Annotated in this window: 18 protein-coding genes; 6 read left to right on the top strand and 12 right to left on the bottom strand. The window is 56.9% G+C overall.

Translation table 11 applies throughout. The features are described from left to right. The first annotated feature begins 51 nt into the window (after positions 1-51). Positions 52-465, top strand: coding sequence for a DUF1307 domain-containing protein (locus H7R76_RS08455; RefSeq protein WP_182967506.1), 414 nt, complete (start codon positions 52-54; stop codon positions 463-465). Positions 466-608: 143 nt separating this feature from the next. On the opposite strand, the gene H7R76_RS08450 is transcribed toward H7R76_RS08455, so the two are convergent. The 3 genes from H7R76_RS08450 to H7R76_RS08440 are packed head-to-tail and all read right to left on the bottom strand — an operon-like array spanning position 609 to position 3,532. Beyond that, positions 609-1,079, bottom strand: a complete 471-nt coding sequence (locus tag H7R76_RS08450; RefSeq protein WP_106929442.1) for a YehS family protein — start codon at positions 1,077-1,079, stop codon at positions 609-611. 51 nt (positions 1,080-1,130) lie between these two features. After that, positions 1,131-1,850 (bottom strand): two-component system response regulator BtsR, encoded by a 720-nt coding sequence (gene btsR, locus H7R76_RS08445; RefSeq protein WP_182930322.1) that lies wholly within the window; start codon positions 1,848-1,850, stop codon positions 1,131-1,133. Beyond that, on the bottom strand, positions 1,847-3,532 hold the full coding sequence (locus tag H7R76_RS08440) for a sensor histidine kinase (protein ID WP_106929438.1): 1,686 nt from the start codon (positions 3,530-3,532) through the stop codon (positions 1,847-1,849). The genes btsR and H7R76_RS08440 overlap by 4 nt, the downstream gene beginning before the upstream one ends. A gap of 210 nt (positions 3,533-3,742) precedes the next feature. Here H7R76_RS08440 and H7R76_RS08435 point away from each other — a divergent pair, with 210 nt between their 5' ends. Beyond that, positions 3,743-4,462 carry a MerR family transcriptional regulator gene (locus tag H7R76_RS08435; RefSeq protein ID WP_106929436.1) on the top strand — a complete coding sequence of 240 codons (720 nt, stop codon included), beginning with the start codon at positions 3,743-3,745 and terminating at the stop codon, positions 4,460-4,462. Positions 4,463-4,521: 59 nt separating this feature from the next. Next, a complete protein-coding gene (locus H7R76_RS08430; RefSeq protein WP_074398756.1) occupies positions 4,522-4,635 on the top strand; it encodes a protein YohO in 114 nt (37 codons plus the stop codon). Here the strand turns inward: H7R76_RS08430 and H7R76_RS08425 are convergent. The 7 genes from H7R76_RS08425 to H7R76_RS08395 form a co-directional block, all read right to left on the bottom strand. Continuing rightward, positions 4,610-5,347, bottom strand: a complete 738-nt coding sequence (locus tag H7R76_RS08425) for an ABC transporter permease (protein ID WP_182967504.1) — start codon at positions 5,345-5,347, stop codon at positions 4,610-4,612. The two genes, H7R76_RS08430 and H7R76_RS08425, sit on opposite strands and share 26 nt — an antisense overlap. After that, positions 5,331-6,278, bottom strand: coding sequence for an ABC transporter ATP-binding protein (locus H7R76_RS08420; RefSeq protein ID WP_106929432.1), 948 nt, complete (start codon positions 6,276-6,278; stop codon positions 5,331-5,333). Before H7R76_RS08420 ends, H7R76_RS08425 begins: the two co-directional genes overlap by 17 nt. Further along, positions 6,271-7,425, bottom strand: coding sequence for an ABC transporter permease (locus H7R76_RS08415; RefSeq protein ID WP_182930320.1), 1,155 nt, complete (start codon positions 7,423-7,425; stop codon positions 6,271-6,273). The genes H7R76_RS08420 and H7R76_RS08415 overlap by 8 nt, the downstream gene beginning before the upstream one ends. 12 nt (positions 7,426-7,437) lie before the next feature. Continuing rightward, positions 7,438-8,349: a glycine betaine ABC transporter substrate-binding protein OsmF gene (osmF, locus tag H7R76_RS08410; protein ID WP_182967502.1), complete on the bottom strand. Its 912-nt coding sequence runs from the start codon at positions 8,347-8,349 to the stop codon at positions 7,438-7,440. A 68-nt stretch (positions 8,350-8,417) separates the two neighbouring features. Continuing rightward, on the bottom strand, positions 8,418-9,653 hold the full coding sequence (locus H7R76_RS08405; RefSeq protein ID WP_106929426.1) for an MFS transporter: 1,236 nt from the start codon (positions 9,651-9,653) through the stop codon (positions 8,418-8,420). An 83-nt stretch (positions 9,654-9,736) separates the two neighbouring features. Next, entirely contained in the window at positions 9,737-11,299 is a 1,563-nt protein-coding gene (locus tag H7R76_RS08400) for an MFS transporter (RefSeq protein ID WP_106929424.1), read from the bottom strand. 61 nt (positions 11,300-11,360) lie between these two features. Continuing rightward, the gene (locus H7R76_RS08395; protein WP_182967501.1) at positions 11,361-12,701 is read right to left on the bottom strand and encodes a glycoside hydrolase family 28 protein; all 1,341 of its coding nucleotides are present in this window, start codon (positions 12,699-12,701) and stop codon (positions 11,361-11,363) included. A 1,044-nt stretch (positions 12,702-13,745) separates the two neighbouring features. Between H7R76_RS08395 and H7R76_RS08390 the strand changes: the two genes are divergently transcribed. Further along, complete coding sequence (locus H7R76_RS08390) at positions 13,746-16,412, top strand: autotransporter outer membrane beta-barrel domain-containing protein (RefSeq protein WP_182967499.1); 2,667 nt, start codon at positions 13,746-13,748, stop codon at positions 16,410-16,412. Positions 16,413-16,505: 93 nt separating this feature from the next. Here the strand turns inward: H7R76_RS08390 and bglX are convergent, their stop codons facing one another. Then, positions 16,506-18,803: a beta-glucosidase BglX gene (gene bglX, locus H7R76_RS08385; RefSeq protein WP_182930314.1), complete on the bottom strand. Its 2,298-nt coding sequence runs from the start codon at positions 18,801-18,803 to the stop codon at positions 16,506-16,508. Positions 18,804-19,002: 199 nt separating this feature from the next. Here bglX and dld point away from each other — a divergent pair, with 199 nt between their 5' ends. Both dld and H7R76_RS08375 read left to right on the top strand, forming a co-directional pair. Beyond that, the gene (gene dld, locus H7R76_RS08380) at positions 19,003-20,724 is read left to right on the top strand and encodes a D-lactate dehydrogenase (RefSeq protein ID WP_182930313.1); all 1,722 of its coding nucleotides are present in this window, start codon (positions 19,003-19,005) and stop codon (positions 20,722-20,724) included. Between the two features lie 132 nt (positions 20,725-20,856). Continuing rightward, entirely contained in the window at positions 20,857-21,411 is a 555-nt protein-coding gene (locus H7R76_RS08375; protein WP_182967928.1) for a GNAT family N-acetyltransferase, read from the top strand. A 7-nt stretch (positions 21,412-21,418) separates the two neighbouring features. On the opposite strand, the gene pbpG is transcribed toward H7R76_RS08375, so the two are convergent. Continuing rightward, positions 21,419-22,372, bottom strand: a complete 954-nt coding sequence (pbpG, locus tag H7R76_RS08370) for a D-alanyl-D-alanine endopeptidase (RefSeq protein ID WP_106924429.1) — start codon at positions 22,370-22,372, stop codon at positions 21,419-21,421. Positions 22,373-22,435: the final 63 nt, after the last annotated feature.

The following is a 22,435-nucleotide window of genomic DNA, read 5'->3' as shown; positions in this document are numbered from 1 at the left end:
ACCGAACACAAAATGCGCACTAAAAATATAATACCGATGGTAACAGCCATCATGATGATACTGACCTGTCTGTGCGGGTGCGACAACACCGAAAAAAAGAAGGTTTTTATAAACAAGATCAATAAAGTAGAAATAACCACCACATTTATTTATAAGGGAGATAAAGTACTCAAGCAGATATCAAAAAATAGAATGTATTATTCCGATACCCCGGGTAAGACGAAAGAAGCATTCGAAAAAGACATGAGCCCAATGCAGCAGGAATATCGAAAAATAAAAGGATTAGAGGACGCAATCGTGTATTTCGATACTTATGCTGAAGAGACCGTCACGATGAATATCGATGAGCTCGATTTTGATATGCTGAAGAAAGTAACGGGCATCAGCACAACGGGCACCAGGGGATTAAGCATGAAAAAGACGCAGGAGCAATTTGAAGCATCCGGATTCACAGAAGTAAAATAGGAGCGCGATCGGGTCTTTATGACAACGACCGCAGCACCCGCATTTGTAAAATCGCAGGCCGGATAAGGCACCGCCGCCATCCGGCAGCAACGTGCGCCGGAATGCCTGATGGCGCTTCGCTTCTCAGGCCTACGAAGGCGGCGTTATGATTTTACCGCGTGCTCGCGAATCGCCAGACCGCGCAGGAAATAGCGCAGGAACTGGTCGCCGCATTCGCGGAAGTTTTTGTGGTCAGGGGCGCGCATCATGGCGGTGATTTCCGGCATAGAGACGCGGAACTGCTGCTGAGTCAGGATAGCCAGAATATCGTCGGTTTTCAGCGCAAACGCGATACGCAGTTTCTTCAGCATGATGTTGTTGTTAATACGGCGTTCTACCGCCAGCGCCGGCGCAGACTCGTCGCGACCGCGCTTTTCGTAAATCAGGCCGTTCAGGAAGCACGACAGCATAATATCAGGGCACCGTACGAAGCCTTCTTCATCCTCTTTGCGCAGCCACGGCGTCAGCTGTTCAGCGGTGACTTCGGCTTCGCCCAGCGCGAAAATGCGCACCAGATCGTTGTTGTTCATTTTCAGGATGTAGCGGACGCTGCGTAAAATATCGTTACTGACCATAGTGCCTTCGACGGTGGTGATGAAAAAATTTGATGGCTGATTCTACACGAATTACAGCCCCAGCGCCTCTTTCAGGGTCTTTAAATAGCGCCGGCTCACCGGCACCGTCTGCCCGTTGCGCAGCAGCAGTTCGGCCTGGCCGTTGTCCTCCAGACGAATTTCCTTCAAATGCGCCATGTTCACCAGATGCTGGCGATGGCAGCGGATGAGCGGCGTGCGGCTCTCCAGCGTGCGTAGCGTCAGCTCGGTAAACCCTTCTTTTCCTTCGCCACTGGTGACGTACACCCCGCTCATCCGACTGCTGACAAAGGCCACATCATCCATTTGCAGCAGATAAATGCGGCTATGCCCGGTGCAGGGAATAAACTTCAACGCCTGCTGGCTCTCGCCGAGCAGCGACACATCCTGCGCCGCACGCTCCTGGCGCAGGCGAGCGAGCGTTTTCTCGAGTCGTTTTTCTTCGATGGGCTTGAGCAAATAGTCAAAGGCATGTTCTTCAAAGGCTTTTACCGCATATTCGTCAAAAGCGGTAAGAAACACGATATAAGGCCGGTGTTCCGGGTCGAGCATCCCGACCATCTCCAGCCCGCTGATGCGCGGCATCTGGATATCCAGGAACAGCACATCCGGGTGCAGCCGGTGTACCGCGCCGATGGCCTCAACCGCGTTGGCACATTCGCCGACAATCTCCAGATCCTGCTGGGTTTGCAGCAGCACGCGCAGGTTCTCCCGCGCCAGCGGTTCATCATCGACAATCAGCACTTTAATCATGCACTCTCCTCCAGAGGTAACCGCAGGGTAACACGGGTAAAACGGTCCGGCTCGCAGGCCACCGAAATGCCGCACTCGTCGCCAAAGCGCATTTTCAGCCGCTTATCAACCAGACTCATGCCCAGCCCGCTGGACTGTGCGTTGGGCAGATACAGCCCGGCATTATCTTCAATCTCCAGCACCAGATGCTGCCCCTGCTGGCTCGCACGCAGGGTAATTTCCCCCACGTCCATCAGTTGCGAAGTCCCGTGCTTAATGGCGTTCTCGACGATCGGTTGCAGGGTGAAGGCCGGAAGCTGGTGGTGGGCCAGCGCATCAGGAATCGCCAGGTGCACCTGCAGCCGCGACTGAAAACGCGCTTTTTCAATTTGCAGGTAGGCGTTCACATGCTCAATCTCGTCGGCCAGGGTGACAATTTCCGACGGCCGTTTGAGGTTCTTGCGAAAAAAGGTCGACAGATACTGCACCAGTTGGCTGGCCTGTTCGCTGTCACGGCGAATCACCGCCTTCAGCGTATTCAGGGCGTTAAACAGAAAATGCGGATTGACCTGCGCGTGCAGCAGTTTAATTTCCGATTGTGTCAGCAGTGCTTTCTGCCGCTCGTACTGCCCGGCCAGAATCTGCGCCGACAGCAGTTGGGCAATGCCTTCGCCAAGGGTTCTGTTGATGGAGCTGAACAGCCGATTTTTGGCTTCATACAGCTTAATCGTGCCGATGACCCGCTGATTCTCGCCGCGCAGCGGGATCACCAGCGTCGAGCCAAGCTTACAGTTGGGGTGAATCGAGCAGCGGTACGGCACTTCGTTACCGTCGGCGTACACCACCTCGCCGGTTTCAATCGTTTTCTGCGTATAGCGCGAGGAAATCGGCTTGCCGGGCAGATGGTGATCTTCACCAATGCCGGTAAAGGCGAGCAGCTTTTCACGATCGGTGATCGCCACCGCACCGATATCCAGCTCCTGGATCAGCACCTGCGCCACCTTCATGCTGTTTTCTTCGTTAAACCCTTTACGCAAAATACCCTCGGTAGAGGCCGCCAGCTTCAGGGCGGTTGCGGAAAACGCCGACGTATATTTTTCAAACATCGCCCGTTTATCCAACAGGATGCGCATAAACAGCGCCGCGCCCACGGTATTCGTCACCATCATCGGGGCGGCGATACTTTGCACCAGGTGTAGCGCATCCTCAAACGGGCGCGCAATCAGCAGGATGATAAGCATCTGCACCAGCTCGGCCACCAGGGTAATCGCCCCCGCCGTTAACGGGCTGAAAACCTTATCCGGGCGGCCGCGACGAATGAGAAAACTGTGCACCAGCCCCCCCAGCAGCCCCTCGACCATCGTCGAAATCATACAGCTGAGCGCCGTCATCCCGCCCATCGAATAGCGATGCAGACCGCCGGTCAGCCCGACCAGCCCACCGACCACCGGGCCGCCGAGCAGGCCGCCCATGACCGCGCCAATGGCACGCGTGTTGGCGATAGAGTCTTCGATATGGAGGCCGAAATAGGTACCGAGAATACAAAAAATCGAGAACGTGACGTAACACAGCAGCTTGTGCGGCAGGCGGACGGTGACCTGCATCAGGGGAATAAATAGCCGCGTTTTGCTCATCAGCCAGGCGATGACCAGGAAAACGCACATCTGCTGAAGCAGCAGCAACACCAGATTAAACTCGTACATACCCAAACACCACAGCTGAAATAAAACTGCGTAACATACACATACTCGGCATAACTTTCTTTGAAACCTGGCAAAAAAAGTGCAAAAAAAGCGACCGATCACATTTTATCCACTTTCCATCGCCGAAAAGTGAATAAAAAACGACCACTGCAGGTCACGACGGCAAACCCCGTCTAAAGTTAAATGGGGGACCGCATGCCGGAGGACAAGATGGCGCTTTACACAATAGGCGAAGTGGCTCAGCTTTGTGATATCAACCCGGTTACGCTGCGCGCCTGGCAGCGACGCTACGCGCTCTTAAAGCCGCAGCGCACGGACGGCGGCCATCGCCTGTTTAACGACGACGATATCGACCGCATTCGCGAGATCCAGCGCTGGATTGAAACCGGCGTTCAGGTAAGCAAGGTGAAAAGTCTGCTCAGCGAACCGGCCGACGGCTGGCGAGAGCAGCAGGAGACGGCGCTGCGCGACCTGCGTAATGGCAATCTCCAGCACCTGCGTCAGTGGGTTAAGGATCTGCGTCGAAGCCACGGCGCCCGCACGCTGGTCGATAACCTCTTTACCCCACTGCGCCAGCGCCTGCAAAGCGCGCAATTAACGCTCCCCACCCTACTTGGCCTGCTCGACGGTGTGCTGATCAATGATATTGCGCTGAGCCTTGCTTCCGCGCGGCGAAAATCCGGGCCGCAGGCGCTGGTGGTGGGCTGGAATATCACCGACGTTACCCGACTGTGGCTGGAAGGCTGGGTTGCCTGTGAACAAGGCTGGCGCGTTGACGTGCTGGCGCATCCGCTGGCGCAGATCCAGCCTGAACTGTTCCCTGGACAGACGCTGTTAATCTGGTGCGGCGCAGCCCCCAGCGCCCATCAGCAGCAGCAGTTGGCGCGCTGGCAGGAAGACGGCGTGGCCTTCGCACTTCCTGCCAATTAATCGTTCGTTAACAGCTGCGCTTCGCGGTATAATCTTTTGGTTAACAAAAGGAGTACACAATGAAGTCAGCTAAATTTGCCGCGATCGTTCTTTTCGCCCTGATGGCTATCAGCGGTATCGGTGGCGTGATGCTCGCCGGCTATTCGTTTATTGTGCGCGGCGGTGTCGGCTGAGACGCAGACTTATCCGCTCAAAGACGCGGTCGACGATAATCGCCGCCAGCGCCACCAGCATTGCCCCCTGAATCACATAGGCCGTGTTAAACCCACTCAGGCCGATGATTATCGGTGTGCCTAACGTATTGGCCCCTACCGTTGATGCAATGGTTGCGGTACCGATATTGACGATAACCGAAGTTCGTATTCCCGCGACGATCACCGGTGCCGCCAACGGCAGTTCTACCTGACGCAGACGCTGACCGCCCGTCATCCCGATGCCTTCTGCGACGCGCAGTGCGCCAGCTGGCACGGCCGCCAGCCCGGCCAGCGTGCCTTGCAGAACCGGTAAAATACCGTAGAGCGTTAGCGCCACGATTGCCGGCTTCTCGCCAAATCCCATCACCGGTACCGCCAGCGCCAGCACGGCCACGGGGGAGAAGGTTTGCCCCATCGCCGCCAGCGTTTCCACCAGCGGACGAAACTCACGACCGGCCGGTCGGGTCACCAGTATGCCAGCGCTGACGCCTACCCCAATCGCCATCAGACTGGAGAGCAGAACCAGTTCGCCATGCGCCAGCGTCAGCGCCAGAAAACTGGCCTGCTGATAGAGCGGACGCGGCTGCTCGGGAAACAGCGAATGCAGCAGCGGCTCGCTGTACGGCAGACCGAGCAACAAACCGATAAACAGCGCCATCAGCCACAGCAGGGGATCACGAAACGCGCGCATCGGCCGACTCCTCGCGCAAAAGATCGGCAAAATGCAGCGCGCCGTAAGACTCCCCCGCCGCATTACTGACCGGCAACACCGTACGCCGCTGGACCATAAAGCCCGACAGCGCATCGCGCAGCGAGAGCGAATCGGCAATCGCCTCTCCCTGCGCGCGTTCACCGTGGCGCACATAGTCTGCCACCTGGCGTAATGACAGCAGGCGGACGCCCAGTTCGCTGCGGCCAAAAAAGGTGCGTACAAACGCATTGCCCGGCGCGCCGAGCATCTGCAGCGGCGTCCCCTGCTGCACCACCTCGCCGCCATCCAGCAGGATCAGGTTATCCGCCAGGCGCAGCGCTTCATCAATATCGTGCGTGACCAGCACAATGGTGCGCCCAAACAGTTGGTGAATACGGCGCATCTCTTGCTGAAGGGCGCTGCGGGTGACCGGATCGAGCGCGCCGAATGGTTCATCCATCAGCAGCACGTCCGGATCGCCGGCCAGCGCCCGCGCGACGCCGACGCGCTGTTGTTGGCCGCCGGACAGCTGATGCGGATAGCGGGCTCGCAACGCGACGTCGAGCCCGAGCAGCGCCATCAGTTCGTCGATACGCGCGTTTATCCTTGCCTGCGGCCATTTCAACAGCTGCGGAACGGTAGCGATGTTCTGCGCCACCGTCCAGTGCGGGAACAGGCCAATCGACTGAATGGCGTACCCCATGCGGCGGCGCAGCGCCAGCAGCGGCTGCTGACGGATGTCCTGACCGGCGAAACGGATCGTCCCGCTGTCCGGTTCGACCAGCCGGTTAATCATCTTCAGCAGCGTCGATTTCCCCGAACCCGAGGTACCAATCAGCACAGAGAACGCGCCTTCCTCCAGCCGCAGGGTCAGATCCTTCACGGCCGGATGCTCGCCGAACGTTTTATTTACCTGCGAAAATTCAATCACCGGCTTCTCCTTGTAATAGAGTCGCCGCCAGGTTCAGCAGCGCGTCGATGACCACGGCCAGAGCGACGACCGGGATGACGCCCAGCAGCACCAGATCCAACGCGCTACTGAGCAGCCCCTGGAACACCAGCGCACCGAAACCGCCCGCACCGATCAGCGCCGCCACTACCGCCATCCCCACCGTTTGTACCACGACCACCCGCAGGCTGCGCAGTAGCACCGGCAGCGCCAGCGGCAACTGCACACGCAGGAAGGTTTGCCCGCGGCTCATCCCCATCGCGGCGGCGCTTTCCAGCACCTGCGGCGAGACCTGCTGCATCCCAGCCACCACGCCACGCACCAGCGGCAGCAGCGCATACAGCACCAACGCAATCAGCGCAGGCGTAAGCCCGGTGCCCGCGATACCCAGCGTCGCCAGCCACGGGAAACGCTGCACCAATCCGGCCAGCGGCGCGATCAGCACGCCAAACAGCGCCACGGAGGGAATGGTTTGAATGATATTGAGTAGCGTGAAGACGCCAGACTGCCGACGCGGGTTCCGCCAGCACATCAGGCCCAACGGCACGCCAATCAGCAGCGCGGGCAACAGCGTGCCCCACAGCAGCGTGAGGTGCTGGTATAGCGCATCGTTAAAGGTTTCCCGGCGGTTGGCGTATTCTTTCAGCAGCGACAGCCCGTCCAGCGCCCCGCTCCACAACAGCCAGCACGGCAGCAGCCACAGCTGTACATTCAGCAGCCAGCGCCACGGCACGCGGGGCGTCAGGCGACGAATAGCTTCGCTGCAGATGAGCAATATCAGCAATAGCCCTAACCACAGCCCGCTGCCCGGCGAAGTCCGCGCCAGCGCGCCGCCATTTTGCGCCAGACGCTCGGCCGCTGCCCCCGCCGTCCACAGCAGCAGCGTAAAGCAGGTCTGCCCCAGCAACAGAATCAACAGGCTGGAAAGACGTCCGGGAAGCCAGCAGAGGACCCAGAAAGCCAGCGGTACCGCCAGCAGGAACAGCGGCGAGAATGACCAGATTTGCCACAGCCACAGGCCGTTGCCCGACACCAGCCGGTTCGGGGCAAAATTGGCAAACGGCAGCGCGGCGGCGGCCAGCAGCATCAGCGTCAGCAGCGCCACCACGCGATGAGAACAACGAGACATGAGAATAACCGGTTACTTCACCCAGCCTTTTTCCTTCAGATAGCCTGCCGCAACGCTTTTGGCATCCAGCCCTTCTACCGCAATTTTCGCATTCAGCGTTTGCAGGGTTTTCTCATCCAGGCTGGCAAACACCGGCTGAAGCCATTTCGCCATATCCGGGTTGGCTTTGAGTACCGCCTCACGTACCACCGGCGTAGGCGCGTAGATCGGCTGCACGCCTTTCGGATCGCTGAGCGTTTGTAGCCCCAGCGCCGCCACCGGGCCGTCGGTACCGTAGGCCATCGCCGCGTTAACGCCGGAGGTTTGCTGAGCAGCCGCTTTGAGGGTTACCGCCGTATCGCCGCCCGCCAGCGACAGCAGCTGATTCTGATTCAGCTTAAAATCATAGGCTTTTTCAAACGCGGGCAGCGCGTCCGGACGCTCGATAAACTCCGCCGAGGCTGCCAGCTTGAAGCTGCCTCCCGCCTTCAGGTAGCGGCTCAGGTCGGCCAGTGAGGTGAGCTTATTTTTGTCCGCCACGTCCTGGCGAACGGCCAGGGTCCAGGTGTTATTCGCGGGGGCCGGCGTCAGCCAGATAAGATGGTTTTTCTCGGCGTCGAGCGTTTTCACCTTCTCGTACCCGGCCTGGGCATTTTTCCATGCCGGGTCGTTTTCATCTTTGAAGAAGAAAGCGCCGTTGCCGGTGTATTCCGGGTAGATATCCAGCTCGCCGGAGGTTACCGCTCCCCGCACGACCGGCGTGGTGCCGAGCTGAATTTTATTCACGGTTTTGACGCCGTGGCTTTCCAGGACCTGCAAAATTAAGTTGCCCAGCAGCGCGCCTTCGGTATCAATTTTTGACCCGACCTTCACCGGCTCGGCGGCCAGTGACGGCAGACTTACCGCCGCCAGCAGCGCCAGCGTCCATCCCCTTGCAATCGTCATACGCGTTCCTCTTATTTGCGCTCAATTAACAGGCGCTTAAGCAAAAAGCGTAGACGAAAATAGAACATTCAGCCCTGTTCCGGCATTTTTAACGGCAGGGTGAGTAAGCTGGCGGCAAAATACAGCAGCGCAATCACCCACAGCGTTCCTTCCACACCGAGCGGGTTAACGCACAGCGTAACAATAAGCGGGCCGACAAAATTGCTGAGGCCGGATCCAAGATTCAGGCAGGAAATAGCCGCGCCCTTATTTTCCGGCAACAGTGATGGAATCAGTGCGCTGAGGGGGCCAAATGCGCCCAGACCGATAGCGTAAATCGCCAGCGCGACGATCAACGCCGCGCTGCTGTGGCCAAACAGCACCGGCGCGTAGCACACCGCCAACGCCGCCAGCCCGCATAGCGTACCGGCGAACCACACCACCGTGTTACGCCAGCCGATGGTATCGCCCAGCCAGCCGAAGAAGTAGTTAGCGAAGATGTTTACCACGTTGACCAGGCCCCAGATGGTCAGCCACTCTTCAATGCTAAAGCCAAAGCGCGGCAGATATACCGGCATCAGGATCACCAGCGAAAATTTGCCAATATCGTTGATGGTTTTTACGACCACCGCGAGGCGCATTTTCGGTTCGCGCGCCAGCACCACGATACCTTCCACCAGCGCCTGTCCCACCGCCTGTCCTTGCTGCCACTGGGGCTTGTCACGGTTGAGGATCAGCGCGCAGCCGCAGCCTGCCAGCACGAAAACAAAGCCTGACAGCAGCGTGGTGGTCTCGCCTAATCGGGGGATCATAAAGCCGGAAAACCACGGCCCGACGATGGTCATACCAACGCCAAAGGCTATCCAGAACCAGGAAACGGCGCGCCCGAGAATACGGCTTTCACAGCGCTGGTTAATCCACACCAGAAACGAATAAGCAAACAGCGGATAGGCCATTCCGCGCACCGCGTAGCTCACCATCATCAGCGGGTAGTTGCCGTCGGGCAGTGCGACGAAAATAAACGGCAGCGAGCCCACGAAATAAAGCAGCGTTGCCAGCCACATCAGACGGCGTACGCCCAGCACGCCTGCGCCAATGCCGGAAAACCAGGAGACGGCCGCCACGCACAGGCCAAAAACGGAAGACAGCAGGCTGATGTGCACCGCATCAAGACCGCGCTGCTGTAGCAACGATGCCAGCCAGCTCTGTTCGATAGTGGCTCCGGTGATAAACAGGAAAACGCCGACGAACCCCCATACCAGCTCGCGCGGCAGACCCAGGCGCGCCCAGACTCCCTGTTGAATATATAAACTTTGATCGGTCATGTCCGTTACCCAAAAAAACGTCCCGGCCGAAGCCGGGCAAGTCCTCTTATTTTCCCCAGCGGTGCCGCACCGCCGGGGCGCGGTTATGCGTTTTTCAACTGCGCGGATTGCTGCTGTTTCTCCCGCAGCAGGCTGCGGTTAACGTGGCCCACGGTGTTATCACCCCAGCAGTGGTCATACGGCATCCCGGTCAGGCTTTCGATGACCGCTTTGGTCTCTGCGGTGACGGTCGCTTTGCTGCCGCCCTGTTTCAGGCGCGCCACTTCCTCGTTCAACACCGCATGGGTGCGGCTGTTGACCTTAAACTGGAAGGCGGACCAGATGCCCCACAGCGTCAGCGCGACCGGCAGAATAATCATGATGCCGAGGATCATGTTTATTGCCGACTGCGGCTGACTGCTGTGGCCGGTAATAAAGCCGGACATTTGCAGCGCCACGCCCACCAGGAAAATGGACAGCGCCTGTGACGCTTTACGCAGCAGGCTCATAAAGCCCGCGAAGATACCTTCACGACGGTTACAGGTCAGAATTTCATCCACGTCGGCAACGAAGGTGTAGTTGTTCCATGGAATGGAATAGATACCGCCGCGCGCCAGACCGGCTACGCCCGCCGCCAGATACAGCAGCGCCATACTGGTGGAGCCGTAGAGGTAGGTCACGGCGAACAGTACAAAGGCCACCAGCGCCATCAGCGCCTGGGTGGCGAACGCGCGGGACGGCGAATAGCGCAGCGTCAGCCAGGTTGCGACGCCCACGCCAAAGAATTGCAGGCCGTTGATGACGCTCAGCAGGTTACTGGCCACCACCGACGAGGTTGCCAGAGCAAAGACCACGAAGTAGGTAAAGACCGAGTTGAAAATATCCTGCGCGACCGAGCCGCCCAGGTACATCCCCAGATGCGAACGGAAGGTTTTAATCTTCAGCGTAGAAACAAAGTCGTAATAGATATCGAACAGGCGTTTACCCAGCGGCTGCTTCTCTTCGCTGGCGACGCTGCGTTCGCTCTGCTCGATTTCCTCAAGAGAACGCTCCCAGGTGCCGAAGTACACGAAGAACAGCACCACCATAAAGGCAACGGTGAAAATCGCCCCGGCGTAGAAGAACGAGATAGCGGAGTCAGAGCCGAAGTACGCCAGCAGACGCCCCGGCAGGAACGCAGCGGTAAAGCCGGCGAACTGGGCGATATACATACGCGCGCTGGTCAGCTTCGAACGTTTGGTGAAATCGTTGGTCATCTCCGCCGACAGCGTGTCGTAAGGGATTAAAATCATCGAGTAGACAATTTCGAACAGAATATAGACCAGCAGGTACATCCAGTAGTTGAATCCCTGCACCCACAGCAGGCTATAAACCGCGACCAGCGGAATACTCAACAGCAGAAAGAAGCGGCGACGGCCAAAGCGGCGACCGAGGCGCGTTTTATGGAAGTTATCGGAAATATACCCCATGCATGGGCACATGATGACGTCAACAATACGCGCCACCGCAAACAGCGAGCCAGCTTCAATCGGCGTCAGGCCGCAGAAGGTGGTCAGGAAGAACAGCAGCCAGGCGCTCACCAGCGTAAACGCGCCCGAGCCGATAACATCCGCAAGGCCATAGCAGATGTAGTTGTGGAGTTTTATCTCCCGCACTTTTTTTATCATTTTCCATCCCCTTGAACAGTACAAAACGGCGGGGCCAGGGCCACGCCGTCATCAAATAGACTCAGGCGTCGGCGTTGTCCTGCACGATGGCGTGCGTGTTCCAGCCCGCGGGCAGCGGCTCAGGTCGACGAATGCGCAGATCGATCAGCGTCAGTTCGTCTACGCCGCGGGCGTACACCGCCGGTAGCCCTCCCGGATAGCGCTCAACGCCCCAGGCGCGCCCGGTTTGCGGATTGACGCGATAGGCGTTATCCAGCCCCATGCCGGTTGGGCTTGCCGGGTTGCACGGCGGGCGAATGTCGTAGCACCCCTGTTCGTCAGACGGCCCGGACAGCTGGTGCAAGGCCAGTCCGTTAAAGGTGACGCGGCGAATCTCCCCTGCCGTTTCGCTGTGCAGGTTGATTGCGCCTTCGCTCGCGCCGGAAAGCTGGCTGAAGGTGATGTCTTCGATGCTGCCCGGAGGAACCTGCGGGTCACGATGGCGCACAGAGATAAACACCGGATCGGCTTTTCCCCAGTGGCACGGGTGGCCGTGGCGACAGTCAAAAAGGATGTTGCTGAAGATCATCTGGCTGAAACGGCCGCCGTCGCGGGAAACGAGGCCAATGCCGCGATTGGACTCAAAGATGGAGCAGTTATGCACGGCGATATGGCTGATATCGGCAAAGGTTTCAGTGCCAATTTTGATGGCGCAGCTTTTTGAGCGGATCAGGCAGTTGCTGACCACCACGTGGCGAGTCGGCTGCTGTAGCGCCGCCGGTTTGCGGGTGGTTTTAATGCAGATACCGTCGTCGGCGGCGCTGAAATAGCTGTCGCTGATATGCACGTGCTGGCAGCTGTCGATATCCAGCGCGTCGGTGTTCGACAGCGCCAGATCGTTATCAATCGTCAGGTTCTGAATGAATACCTGATTGCAGCTCACCAGGTGCGCTGTCCACATCGGCGAATTGCTGAGGGTGATATCGCGAATACGCACCTGCTGGCAGCCTTCCAGGACCAGCATGCGCGGGCGCTGGGTTTTCGGCTGGCGATAGCCCTGGGCATCGGCACGGGTAGCGAACCAGGCGTCAGCCCCGCCGTCCAGGCAACCTTCACCGCTGAGGGTTATATGGTGGCGATCGCGCGCATAAATCAGCGCCATGCGCGACAGTTCGGCCACCGTCTGGGTTAACGCCGCCGGATAGTCTGCGCCGTTCGGGCTCGCCAGCAGCCGCGCGCCGGCTTCAAGGTGCAGAGTAAAGTTGGACGGCAAAACAAGCGTGCCGGTCAGCCAATCGCCCGGCGATACCACCAGCGTTCCGCCGCCCGCACGGTCGATTTCATCAATCAGCTGCTGCAGTTGGGCGGTGAGCGGCGTTTTACCGCTGCGATCGAGTGAGGTGTTATGCAGTGAAATCTTCATGTGGCTACCTGCGAATGTTGAGATAGCTGCATTTAACGCGGATTCCACGCCTCTCTCGTGGAGCAGAAGCGGGCTTTTTTACGTATTAGTGAATGGTGTCACGGCGGATATGGCGGCTTCGGACGGGTTTTGAACCCGCGCACAAAACGTGGTGGCCCGGGTTTAGCGATAAGTGAAGTTCGTCACAGAACACACGACATCAGGGGCGATAAACGGGCCGTTTCGCGCAGACTTCGCCACAGCAGAAAGAAAATGGTGACAGGGTGCACAAAATGGCGCGAAAACGGGCGTTGGGGGATTGCCCCTCACCCTGAGCCTCTCTCGGGGACCAGGGTGTGCGGTGTGTTCGCACACGCTCCGAGGCGCGCCCGCAGAATGCTCAGGGCAAACAGCGATCCTTCCAACGATAAAACCACCAGCAAAAAGAACCTAACGAGAATATGAATAACACCGGCCAGGCTATCGCAAATGAAATCGCAGTATATTATTTTCAAAAAGCCTTGCCGGTTATACGCCATAAAGCAACGCTGAAAATACGAGCCCCCCGGATAGCAGGAATACCCTTACCGATACATGAGAAGTATTTTCAATAATCATAAAGCCATATGACACTCGCAGTCGCAGAGCGCTCCTCCGAATGAATTACGCAATAAAACCCACAGAAAAACATTATTCTCAATGGTTGTCGTAAAAATCTTAACAACGCTTTTAGTAAAACGCATTTTTACTTTTATCATATTGTTTTATAAGCATTTTTAATAAAAACAAAAACACGCCAGAATTGATAAAAATATATTATTGAGAAAAATACAAATAATATAAATAGACTTAAAAATGCATCAATTTACTCGCCGTCGTCACGCGTTGACACCCCCTGACATTGGTTGTATACATTGCTTCAAAGGAACTCATTACTCATTGTTGTAATACCAGCAGATATTTATCCATTAAATAGCTGTGGGGCTGGCTTTGGTTCTCATTAATTCATCAGCAATTAATTATCTATCAACCAACAGTCAGCGTCTTTAAGGAAGAGGTGCGCAGATGAACAACACAAAGAGATACATCGATAAAAAAACTTTTTTTAAAAGGACCGCGCTGAGCATTGCTGTTGCTCTCATCTCAGTAGGAAGCCACATTCCTGTTGCTTATTCTGACTCAGTACTGGATTACGATAACGTCCTTTACTTTTACGGTGGAACACCGTTGAGCAGCTATGATACCGTAAATATTACCGTCTCTGGGTCTGGAACCGTCCAGCCGCTAGCGGGATTTGGCGCTTATCTGCAGACTAATGGCGCAAATACCTACTTGCTAAACAACGTTACGATTAGTACCACTGGGTCAGCCGCCGATGCGATCAGGGGCAACAGTGAAGCCATATACTTCAGGGCCAAAAACCTCACCATTACCACCATAGGTTCATCCGCCGACGGGATAAACGTCGCGTCTGATTTTAACAATAATTATGACTCTCTGGTTTATGTGACAGAGTCGGCCAACATTTCGGTGAAAGATGGCGTCGCCGTCAGAGCCAATAACTTCCAGAACGCCGGGGCAAACAGCATTATTATCCTGGCGGGCAGTAATGTCATTAAGGTGACGGGCACCGGCAGCGCATCTAACACTAGCGACAGCAAAGGTTATGCCGTCTATGCCGGTAACCGAAATACGGATACTAACGGCATCGGTATTATGGATATTCTTAAGGGAAAAAATAATAACACCTTAGGAAACTCCTACGTCTTCATCGGCAAGAACTCTGAAATATCCACGGCGACTAGCGCGGGCCATGCCGTCTATGCCAACAAAGGTGGGCTGATCCAGTTAGGCGATGGTGTCGATATTTCGACTACCGGTGCCAACGCTTACGCCATTTATGCTTCCACCGAACAGCAGGGTACTTATACCGATAACGTACGCCCAGGTAGCGTCTACCTGGAGGGCGGTGCAAAACTGAGAGCCGCCAACAGCGCCAATGTTATCCAGGCCAAAGGGGTGGGTTCCATTATTTCCAGCCAATCCCTTGCGGTGCCGGTCATCGCTGATGATTACAACAGATTGGATAGGCTCAATATCGACAGAACCGCCCTGTCTGACACCGAAGGGGTTTTTGATATTGAAGGCAATATTGACGCCACCAGCGGCGGCACGGTTGCGCTGAATATGTCTGATACCTCCCGTTTTTTAGGCTCTTCCAGCGTCGATGCTGCATCAACGGTTAATCTCAACATCATGGGTAGCGACAGTCTGTGGACAATGACGAAGGATTCAACGTTAACCAACCTGACGCTGGATAGCGCCACGCTGCTATTCCAGGCGCCGGGCAGCGGCGATCCCTTAACACCGAAAACGCTCACCGTGTACGGTAACTATGTAGGTAACGGCGGGCTGCTGGTGCTCAACACGGTGCTGGGGGATGATAATTCCTTAACCGATAAGCTGATCGTACAGGGAGATACCTCCGGGACGACTCGGGTGGCCATCAATAACGCCGGCGGTAGCGGTGATAAAACCATTACAGGGATTGAAGTGATTCACGTCGATGGCCTCTCTGACGGCGAGTTTGTGCAGTCCGGGCGTATTGTTGCCGGGAGTTATGACTACGCCCTGCAGCGTGGAGAGGGAACGCAGTCCGCTAACTGGTATCTGCTTAATACCGCGGCCCCGATCGTTGAGCCAGAGCCGACCCCCGACCCCGCTGCGGAAGTTCCCATCGTCAACCCGGAACAGCCTACCATGCGTCCGGAAAGCGGAGCCTATATTGCCAACCTCGCAGCCGCTAACTCGATGTTTAACACCCGCCTGCACGATCGTTTGGGCGATACCCAGTACATCGACCGGTTGACCGGTGAAGAGAAAGTCACCAGCATGTGGCTGCGAAACATTGGCGGTCACACCCGCTTTAAAGATTCCAGCGGCCAGTCGAGTACCCAAAGTAACCGCTATGTCCTGCAGCTTGGCGGGGATATTGCGCAGTGGAGCACCAACGGGCTGGATCGCTGGCATCTGGGGTTGATGGCAGGCTACGGCAACAGTCAGAGCAATACCCGCTCTAACGTCACCCGTTATCACTCCCGTGGGCAGGTGACCGGCTATAGCGTCGGGCTTTATGGAACCTGGTACGCGAATGAAGCCGACAAAACCGGAACCTACGTGGATACCTGGTTCCTCTATAACTGGTTTAATAACAAAGTCTATGGGCAACAGCTCGCCACGGAGAAGTACGACTCTGATGGGATCACCGCGTCCATCGAAGGCGGCTACAGCTACCTGATGGGCGAACGTAGCGACGGCCGCTCGACCTACTGGATCCAGCCTAAAGCACAGTTAACATGGATGGACGTGCAGGCCGATACTCACACCGAAGCCAACGGCACGCGGGTGAAAGGTAAAAACGACGGTAATCTGCAAACGCGTCTCGGCGTAAAAGCCTTTATTAAAGGGCATAACGCCATTGACGACGGCAAGAACCGCGAGTTTCAGCCCTTTGTTGAAGCCAACTGGATTTATAACAGCCAGTCGTATGGCGTCGCAATGAATGGCGTCTATAACTACCAGGCCGGGACACGCAACATTGGCGAACTGAAGGCTGGGGTCGAAGGGCAACTGGGGAATAATTTGCATATCTGGGGCAACGTTGCCCAGCAGATCGGGGATAAAGGCTACAGCGATACACAAGGTATGTTAGGTATCAAATACGCTTTCTAAGCACGCCAGATGACGCTCATCGGTCGCCCCCCCGATGAGCGGCCGCTGAACTTCTCCGCCTCCGCGGAGAAGTTCACGACATCAAGATCACGCTTACAACAGCTCGAACTCACCCTGCTTAACGCGCGCAGAATCCACGCCAATAAAGACATTGAACTTGCCCGGCTCAGCGGCGTACTTCATCTGCTGGTTCCAGAACTTCAGCGCCTCTACGTCAATCGGGAAGCTCACGGTCTGGGTCTCACCCGGCTTGAGGGTCACCTTCTCAAAGCCCTTCAGCTGTTTCACCGGGCGGCTCATTGACGCCGTCACATCCTGCAGATACAGCTGAATCACCGTCGCCCCTTCGCGCTTGCCGGTGTTGGTCACCTGCACGCTGGCGGTGACCCGGCCGTCCGGCTTCATGCTCGGCGCGGACATTTTCACGTCAGAAACCGAGAAGGTGGTGTAGCTCAGACCGTAACCAAACGGATACAGCGGGCCGTTGGCTTCGTCAAAGTAACGCGAGGTGTACTTGTTCGGCTTGTCGGCATTGTACGGACGCCCGGTGTTGAGGTGGCTGTAGTACTGCGGAATCTGCCCCACGGAGCGCGGGAACGACATCGGCAGTTTACCGGAGGGGTTGTAGTCGCCAAACAGCACGTCGGCAATGGCATTACCGCCTTCGGTACCGGCGAACCAGGTTTCCAGAATGGCGTCAGCCTGGCGGTCCTCATTCACCAGCGTCAGCGGGCGACCGTTCATCAGCACCAGCACCAGCGGCTTGCCGGTAGCTTTCAGCGCGGCTATCAGATCCTGCTGGCTTTTCGGAATCGAGATTTCAGTGCGGCTGGACGCTTCATGGGCCATGCCCTGCGCTTCCCCCACCACCGCAACCACCACATCAGATTGTTTGGCGGCGTTGACCGCTTCGTCAATCATCGCCTGCGGCGAACGTGGGTCGACCTTCACCGCTTCTTCATACAGATTCAGGAAGTCGATGATGCCTTTGTCGGCGGTGACGTTTGCGCCTTTGGCGTACAGCACTTTGCCTTCGCCGCCCATCACATTTTTAATGCCGCTCAGCACGGTCACCGACTGACCGGCGACTCCGGCGGCAGACCAGCTCCCCATCACGTCACGCTGGCTGTCGGCCAACGGGCCAACCACCGCGACGGTAGCGTTTTTCTTCAGCGGCAGAGTGTCCAGACGGTTTTTCAGCAGCACCAGGCTCTGGCGCGCCACCTCACGGGCCTCGGCGCGATGCAAACGGCTTTCGGCGTTGGTATCCTGCGGGTCTGAGTCTTTTGGCCCTAAGTGGCTGTAGGGGTCGTTAAACAGCCCCATATCATATTTCACGTTCAGCACATGCCGCGTGGCGTCGTCGAGCTCGGCCATCGTCACTTTGCCCGCCTTCACCAGCCCCGGCAGGTACTTGCTGTAGTACTCGTCGCTCATGCTCATATCAATGCCGGCCTTCAGCGCCACGCGTACGGCATCTTCCGGGTCGGCGGCAACGCCATGTTTAATCAGCTCTTTAATCGCCCCGTGATCGGAGACCGTGATGCCTTTAAAGCCCCACTGGTCGCGCAGCACGTCTTTCAGCAGCCAGGCATCGGAGGTGGCCGGGGTGCCGTTCAGCGAGTTTAAGCCGATCATCACCGCGCCGCTGCCCGCATCCAGCCCCGCTTTATACGGCGGCATATAGTCGTTGAACAGACGCTGCGGGCTCATATCGACGGTGTTGTACTCCTTACCGCCTTCCACCGCGCCATAGGCGGCGAAGTGTTTAACGCTGGTCATCACCGAATAGCGATCTGCGGGACTTTTCCCCTGCATCGCTTCCACCATGGTTTCACCCATGATGGAGGTTAAATAGGTATCTTCACCGAATCCTTCTGAGGCGCGGCCCCAGCGCGGATCGCGCGAGACATCAACCATCGGCGCCCAGGTCATGTTCAGGCCATCGTCGGCGGCTTCATAGGCCGACACGCGACCGACGGTTTTCACCGCATCAAGGTTAAACGTTGAGGCCAGGCCGAGGCTAATCGGGAAGACGGTGCGCTGGCCGTGCACCACATCGTAGGCAAAGAACAGCGGAATCTTCAGGCGGCTGAGCGACATCACCTGATCCTGCATCGCACGGATATCCTGACGGGTGACGGTATTGAAAATCGCCCCTACCTGGCCGTCTTTAATCATGTCGCGGATAGCCTCTTTCGGGTTATCCGGCCCGACGCTAATCAGGCGCAGCTGACCGATTTTTTCATCGACCGTCATTTTTTTCAGCAGCTCGGTCACAAACGCGTCCCGCGCCTGCGGCGTCAACGGATGGTTGCCGAACAGATCCTCCGCCAGAGCGGGTTGTAGCGCCAGGCTCACGGCGACGCCAACAGAAAATAACCATTTCATATTTTTGTAGTCTCTTTTATCCATGCCGGGTAGAGCGGCTGAGAGTCGATGAAAAACCGCAGTTTGCCATAAAGTTAAAGGAGCGGGGTAAAGAAAGCCAAGGTTATTCTCTGATTTTTAGAAACATTCACTCCCCCAATGATCATACAAAGCGCTATTCTTAGAGACGACAAATTTGCCCCACCACAAGGAGTGGAAAATGGCTGCTCAAACCACAACCGATAATAATGCCCTGATTAACGAACTCTCCCGTCTGGTTGGTCACGCTCACCTGCTGACCGACCCGGCGAAAACCGCCCGCTATCGCAAGGGCTTCCGCTCCGGCAACGGCGAAGCGCTGGCCGTGGTCTTCCCCGGTTCGCTGCTGGAACTGTGGCGGGTGCTGAACGCCTGCGTCAATGCGGATAAAATTATTCTGATGCAGGCTGCTAACACCGGTCTGACCGAAGGTTCAACGCCTAGCGGCAACGACTACGATCGCGATATCGTGATTATCAGCACCCTGCGTCTCGATAAGCTGCACCTGCTGGACAAAGGCGAGCAGGTGCTGGCATGGCCGGGCACCACGCTCTATTCGCTGGAAAAAGCGCTCAAACCGTTGGGCCGCGAGCCGCACTCGGTCATTGGTTCTTCCTGCATCGGGGCGTCGGTCATCGGCGGGATCTGCAACAACTCTGGCGGTTCTCTGGTCCAACGCGGCCCGGCCTATACCGAGATGTCGCTGTTTGCCCGCATTGACGAAAACGGCAAGCTGACGCTGGTTAACCATCTGGGTATCGATCTGGGCACAACGCCAGAGCAGATCCTCAGCAAGCTTGATGACGATCGCGTGAAGGACAGCGATGTACAGCACGACGGACGCCACGCTCACGATCACGACTACGTCAACCGCGTACGCGACGTCAACGCCGATACACCGGCACGCTATAATGCCGATCCGGACCGTCTGTTCGAGTCTTCCGGGTGTGCGGGCAAGCTGGCGGTTTTCGCCGCGCGTCTTGATACCTTCCCGGCAGAAAAACGCCAGCAGGTATTCTACATTGGCACCAACCAGCCGGATGTGCTGACCGAAATCCGCCGTCATATTCTCGCCGAGTTTAACAACCTGCCGGTGGCGGGCGAGTATATGCACCGCGATATCTACGATATTGCTGAGCAGTACGGCAAAGACACCTTCCTGATGATTGATAAGCTCGGCACCGACAAAATGCCGTTCTTCTTCACCCTGAAAGGCCGTACCGATGCCATGCTGGAAAAAGTGTCGCTGTTCAAACCGCACTTTACCGACCGCTTTATGCAGAAGCTGGGCCACGCGTTCCCGGCGCACCTGCCGGAGCGCATGAAAACCTGGCGCGATAAGTACGAACATCATCTGCTGCTGAAAATGTCGGGCGACGGCATTGATGAAGCCAAGGCATGGCTGGTGGAATACTTTAAACAGGCCGAAGGTGATTTCTTCGTTTGTACGCCGGAAGAAGGCAGTAAAGCGTTCCTGCACCGCTTCGCCGCGGCAGGCGCGGCTATTCGCTACCAGGCGGTGCACGCCGACGACGTTGAGGATATCCTGGCGCTGGATATCGCGCTGCGTCGTAACGACACCGAGTGGTTTGAGCATTTACCGCCGGAGATCGATAGCCAACTGGTGCATAAGCTCTACTACGGCCACTTTATGTGCCACGTTTTCCATCAGGATTATATTGTCAAAAAAGGCGTCGATGCCCACGCGCTAAAAGAACAAATGCTGGCACTGCTGCGCGAGCGCGGCGCACAGTATCCGGCGGAGCATAACGTTGGCCATCTGTACGAAGCCGATGACAATCTCAAACGCCACTATCGCGAAAACGATCCGACCAATAGTATGAACCCGGGGATCGGTAAAACCAGCAAGTTGAAAAACTGGGGCGAAAAAACCAACGCATGATGTGAGGTAGCTCGAAACCTGTAGGCCGGATAAGCGCAGCGCCATCCGGCAATATGCCGCTGAGAGCCGGATGGCGCTGCGCTTATCCGGCCTGCGGTCCGGGCAACACGGTTAACCATAAGGAATTCAATGATGTCTACGCTTGATGTCACCTGCAACACCGATATTGAAATCCGCAACGCGCAGGCCGACGATGTTCAGGCTATTGCCGCGCTGTATGCCTGGCACGTCCTCAATGGGCGCGCCTCATTTGAAGAAGTCCCGCCGTCCATCGATGAAATGCAGCAGCGGATGCTGCATATCCAGGAGCAGGGGCTTCCCTGGCTGGTGGCGCTCTATCGCGGTGAAATTGTCGGCTACTGCTATGCCAGCCCCTACCGCCCTCGCCCGGCCTATCGCTACACGCTGGAAGAGTCTATCTACATTGATACCAGCATGACCGCCCACGGTATCGGTAGCCGCCTGCTCGCGGCGCTGATTGCAGTATGCGAACAGGGCCCGTGGCGGCAAATGCTGGCGGTGATCGGCGACGGCAATAACAATACCGGCTCGCTGCGCCTGCATAAAAAACACGGTTTTGAAGTGGTCGGTCAGTTGCGAAGCGTCGGCTACAAGATGGGGGACTGGCGGGATACGGTTATTATGCAACGCCCACTCAACGATGGTGACTGGACGTTGCCGGAATAAAGAGAACTTAATCGTCCTGGGTGGTCTGCCCGCTACGCTGGGCTTTCGCGATGTCGCCTTCCACCTGGGCCTCTTTCTGCTTTTTATAGCTCAGGGCCGCGGCCGGTACCGGCATCACCTTCCCGGTTTCAACCCAGGTACGCAGACGGCTGGCGTCGGCAAAGTGGGTATATTTGCCGAACGCATCCATCACCACCATCGCCACCGGGCGCTTGTTCATGACGGTGCGCATCACCAGGCAGTGGCCTGCCGCATTAGTAAAGCCGGTTTTCGTCAGCTGGATGCTCCAGTTATCGCGATACACCAGATGGTTGGTGTTGCGGAACGGCAGCGTATAGGCAGGACGAGCAAAGGTGGCGGTGTCTTCTTTCGTCGTGCTCAGTTGACCAATCAGCGGATACTGTTTGGTGGCAATCAGCAGCTTCGTCAGATCGCGCGCGGTGGAGACGTTATGAATCGACAACCCCGTCGGCTCAACGTAGCGGGTGCGGGTCATACCCAGCGCCTTCGCTTTGGCATTCATGGCGCGGATAAACGCATCATAGCCGCCCGGATAATGGTGCGCGAGGCTCGCGGCGGCGCGGTTCTCAGAGGACATCAGCGCCAGCAGCAGCATATTTTTACGGCTAATCTGGCTGTTGAGGCGCACGCGGGAGTAGATCCCTTTCATCTCCGGCGTGTGGCTGATATCGACAGTCAGCATTTCATCCAGCGGCAGGTGTGCGTCCAGCACCACCATCGCCGTCATCAGCTTGGTGATTGACGCCATCGGTCGCACCAGATCGGGCTGGTTGGCATAAATGACTTTATTCGTTTCAAGATCGACAATCATCGCGCTACCGGAGGCAATTTCCGGCTGCGAAGCCACGGCGGAGACGGCGGTTTTAGCACTCGCCTGAGGCGCAAAAGGCACAGCCAGCACGAAAGCAAGGCTGAGCAGGGAAACGCGAAATTTCTGCATGGTGAGTATTCTGGTGGTTATTTATGCACATTATGATAGACAGCCGCTTCGCCCTAAACGATT

Origin of the sequence: Klebsiella sp. WP8-S18-ESBL-06 (assembly GCF_014169755.1) — a bacterium.
Lineage (GTDB): Bacteria > Pseudomonadota > Gammaproteobacteria > Enterobacterales > Enterobacteriaceae > Kluyvera > Kluyvera ascorbata_B.
Note: the sequence above shows the minus strand (reverse complement) of the source record. Positions and strands in the feature narration are given on the sequence as shown.

Bases quoted from the DNA above. Each gene is read 5' to 3' on its own strand.
- H7R76_RS08455 (WP_182967506.1), top strand. From the start codon at position 52: ATGATGATACTGACCTGTCTGTGCGGGTGCGACAACACCGAAAAAAAG.
- H7R76_RS08450 (WP_106929442.1), bottom strand. From the start codon at position 1,079: ATGGTCAGTAACGATATTTTACGCAGCGTCCGCTACATCCTGAAAATG.
- btsR (WP_182930322.1), bottom strand. From the start codon at position 1,850: ATGATTAAAGTGCTGATTGTCGATGATGAACCGCTGGCGCGGGAGAAC.
- H7R76_RS08440 (WP_106929438.1), bottom strand. From the start codon at position 3,532: ATGTACGAGTTTAATCTGGTGTTGCTGCTGCTTCAGCAGATGTGCGTT.
- H7R76_RS08435 (WP_106929436.1), top strand. From the start codon at position 3,743: ATGGCGCTTTACACAATAGGCGAAGTGGCTCAGCTTTGTGATATCAAC.
- H7R76_RS08430 (WP_074398756.1), top strand. From the start codon at position 4,522: ATGAAGTCAGCTAAATTTGCCGCGATCGTTCTTTTCGCCCTGATGGCT.
- H7R76_RS08425 (WP_182967504.1), bottom strand. From the start codon at position 5,347: ATGCGCGCGTTTCGTGATCCCCTGCTGTGGCTGATGGCGCTGTTTATC.
- H7R76_RS08415 (WP_182930320.1), bottom strand. From the start codon at position 7,425: ATGTCTCGTTGTTCTCATCGCGTGGTGGCGCTGCTGACGCTGATGCTG.
- osmF (WP_182967502.1), bottom strand. From the start codon at position 8,349: ATGACGATTGCAAGGGGATGGACGCTGGCGCTGCTGGCGGCGGTAAGT.
- H7R76_RS08405 (WP_106929426.1), bottom strand. From the start codon at position 9,653: ATGACCGATCAAAGTTTATATATTCAACAGGGAGTCTGGGCGCGCCTG.
- H7R76_RS08400 (WP_106929424.1), bottom strand. From the start codon at position 11,299: ATGATAAAAAAAGTGCGGGAGATAAAACTCCACAACTACATCTGCTAT.
- H7R76_RS08395 (WP_182967501.1), bottom strand. From the start codon at position 12,701: ATGAAGATTTCACTGCATAACACCTCACTCGATCGCAGCGGTAAAACG.
- H7R76_RS08390 (WP_182967499.1), top strand. From the start codon at position 13,746: ATGAACAACACAAAGAGATACATCGATAAAAAAACTTTTTTTAAAAGG.
- bglX (WP_182930314.1), bottom strand. From the start codon at position 18,803: ATGAAATGGTTATTTTCTGTTGGCGTCGCCGTGAGCCTGGCGCTACAA.
- dld (WP_182930313.1), top strand. From the start codon at position 19,003: ATGGCTGCTCAAACCACAACCGATAATAATGCCCTGATTAACGAACTC.
- H7R76_RS08375 (WP_182967928.1), top strand. From the start codon at position 20,857: ATGTCTACGCTTGATGTCACCTGCAACACCGATATTGAAATCCGCAAC.
- pbpG (WP_106924429.1), bottom strand. From the start codon at position 22,372: ATGCAGAAATTTCGCGTTTCCCTGCTCAGCCTTGCTTTCGTGCTGGCT.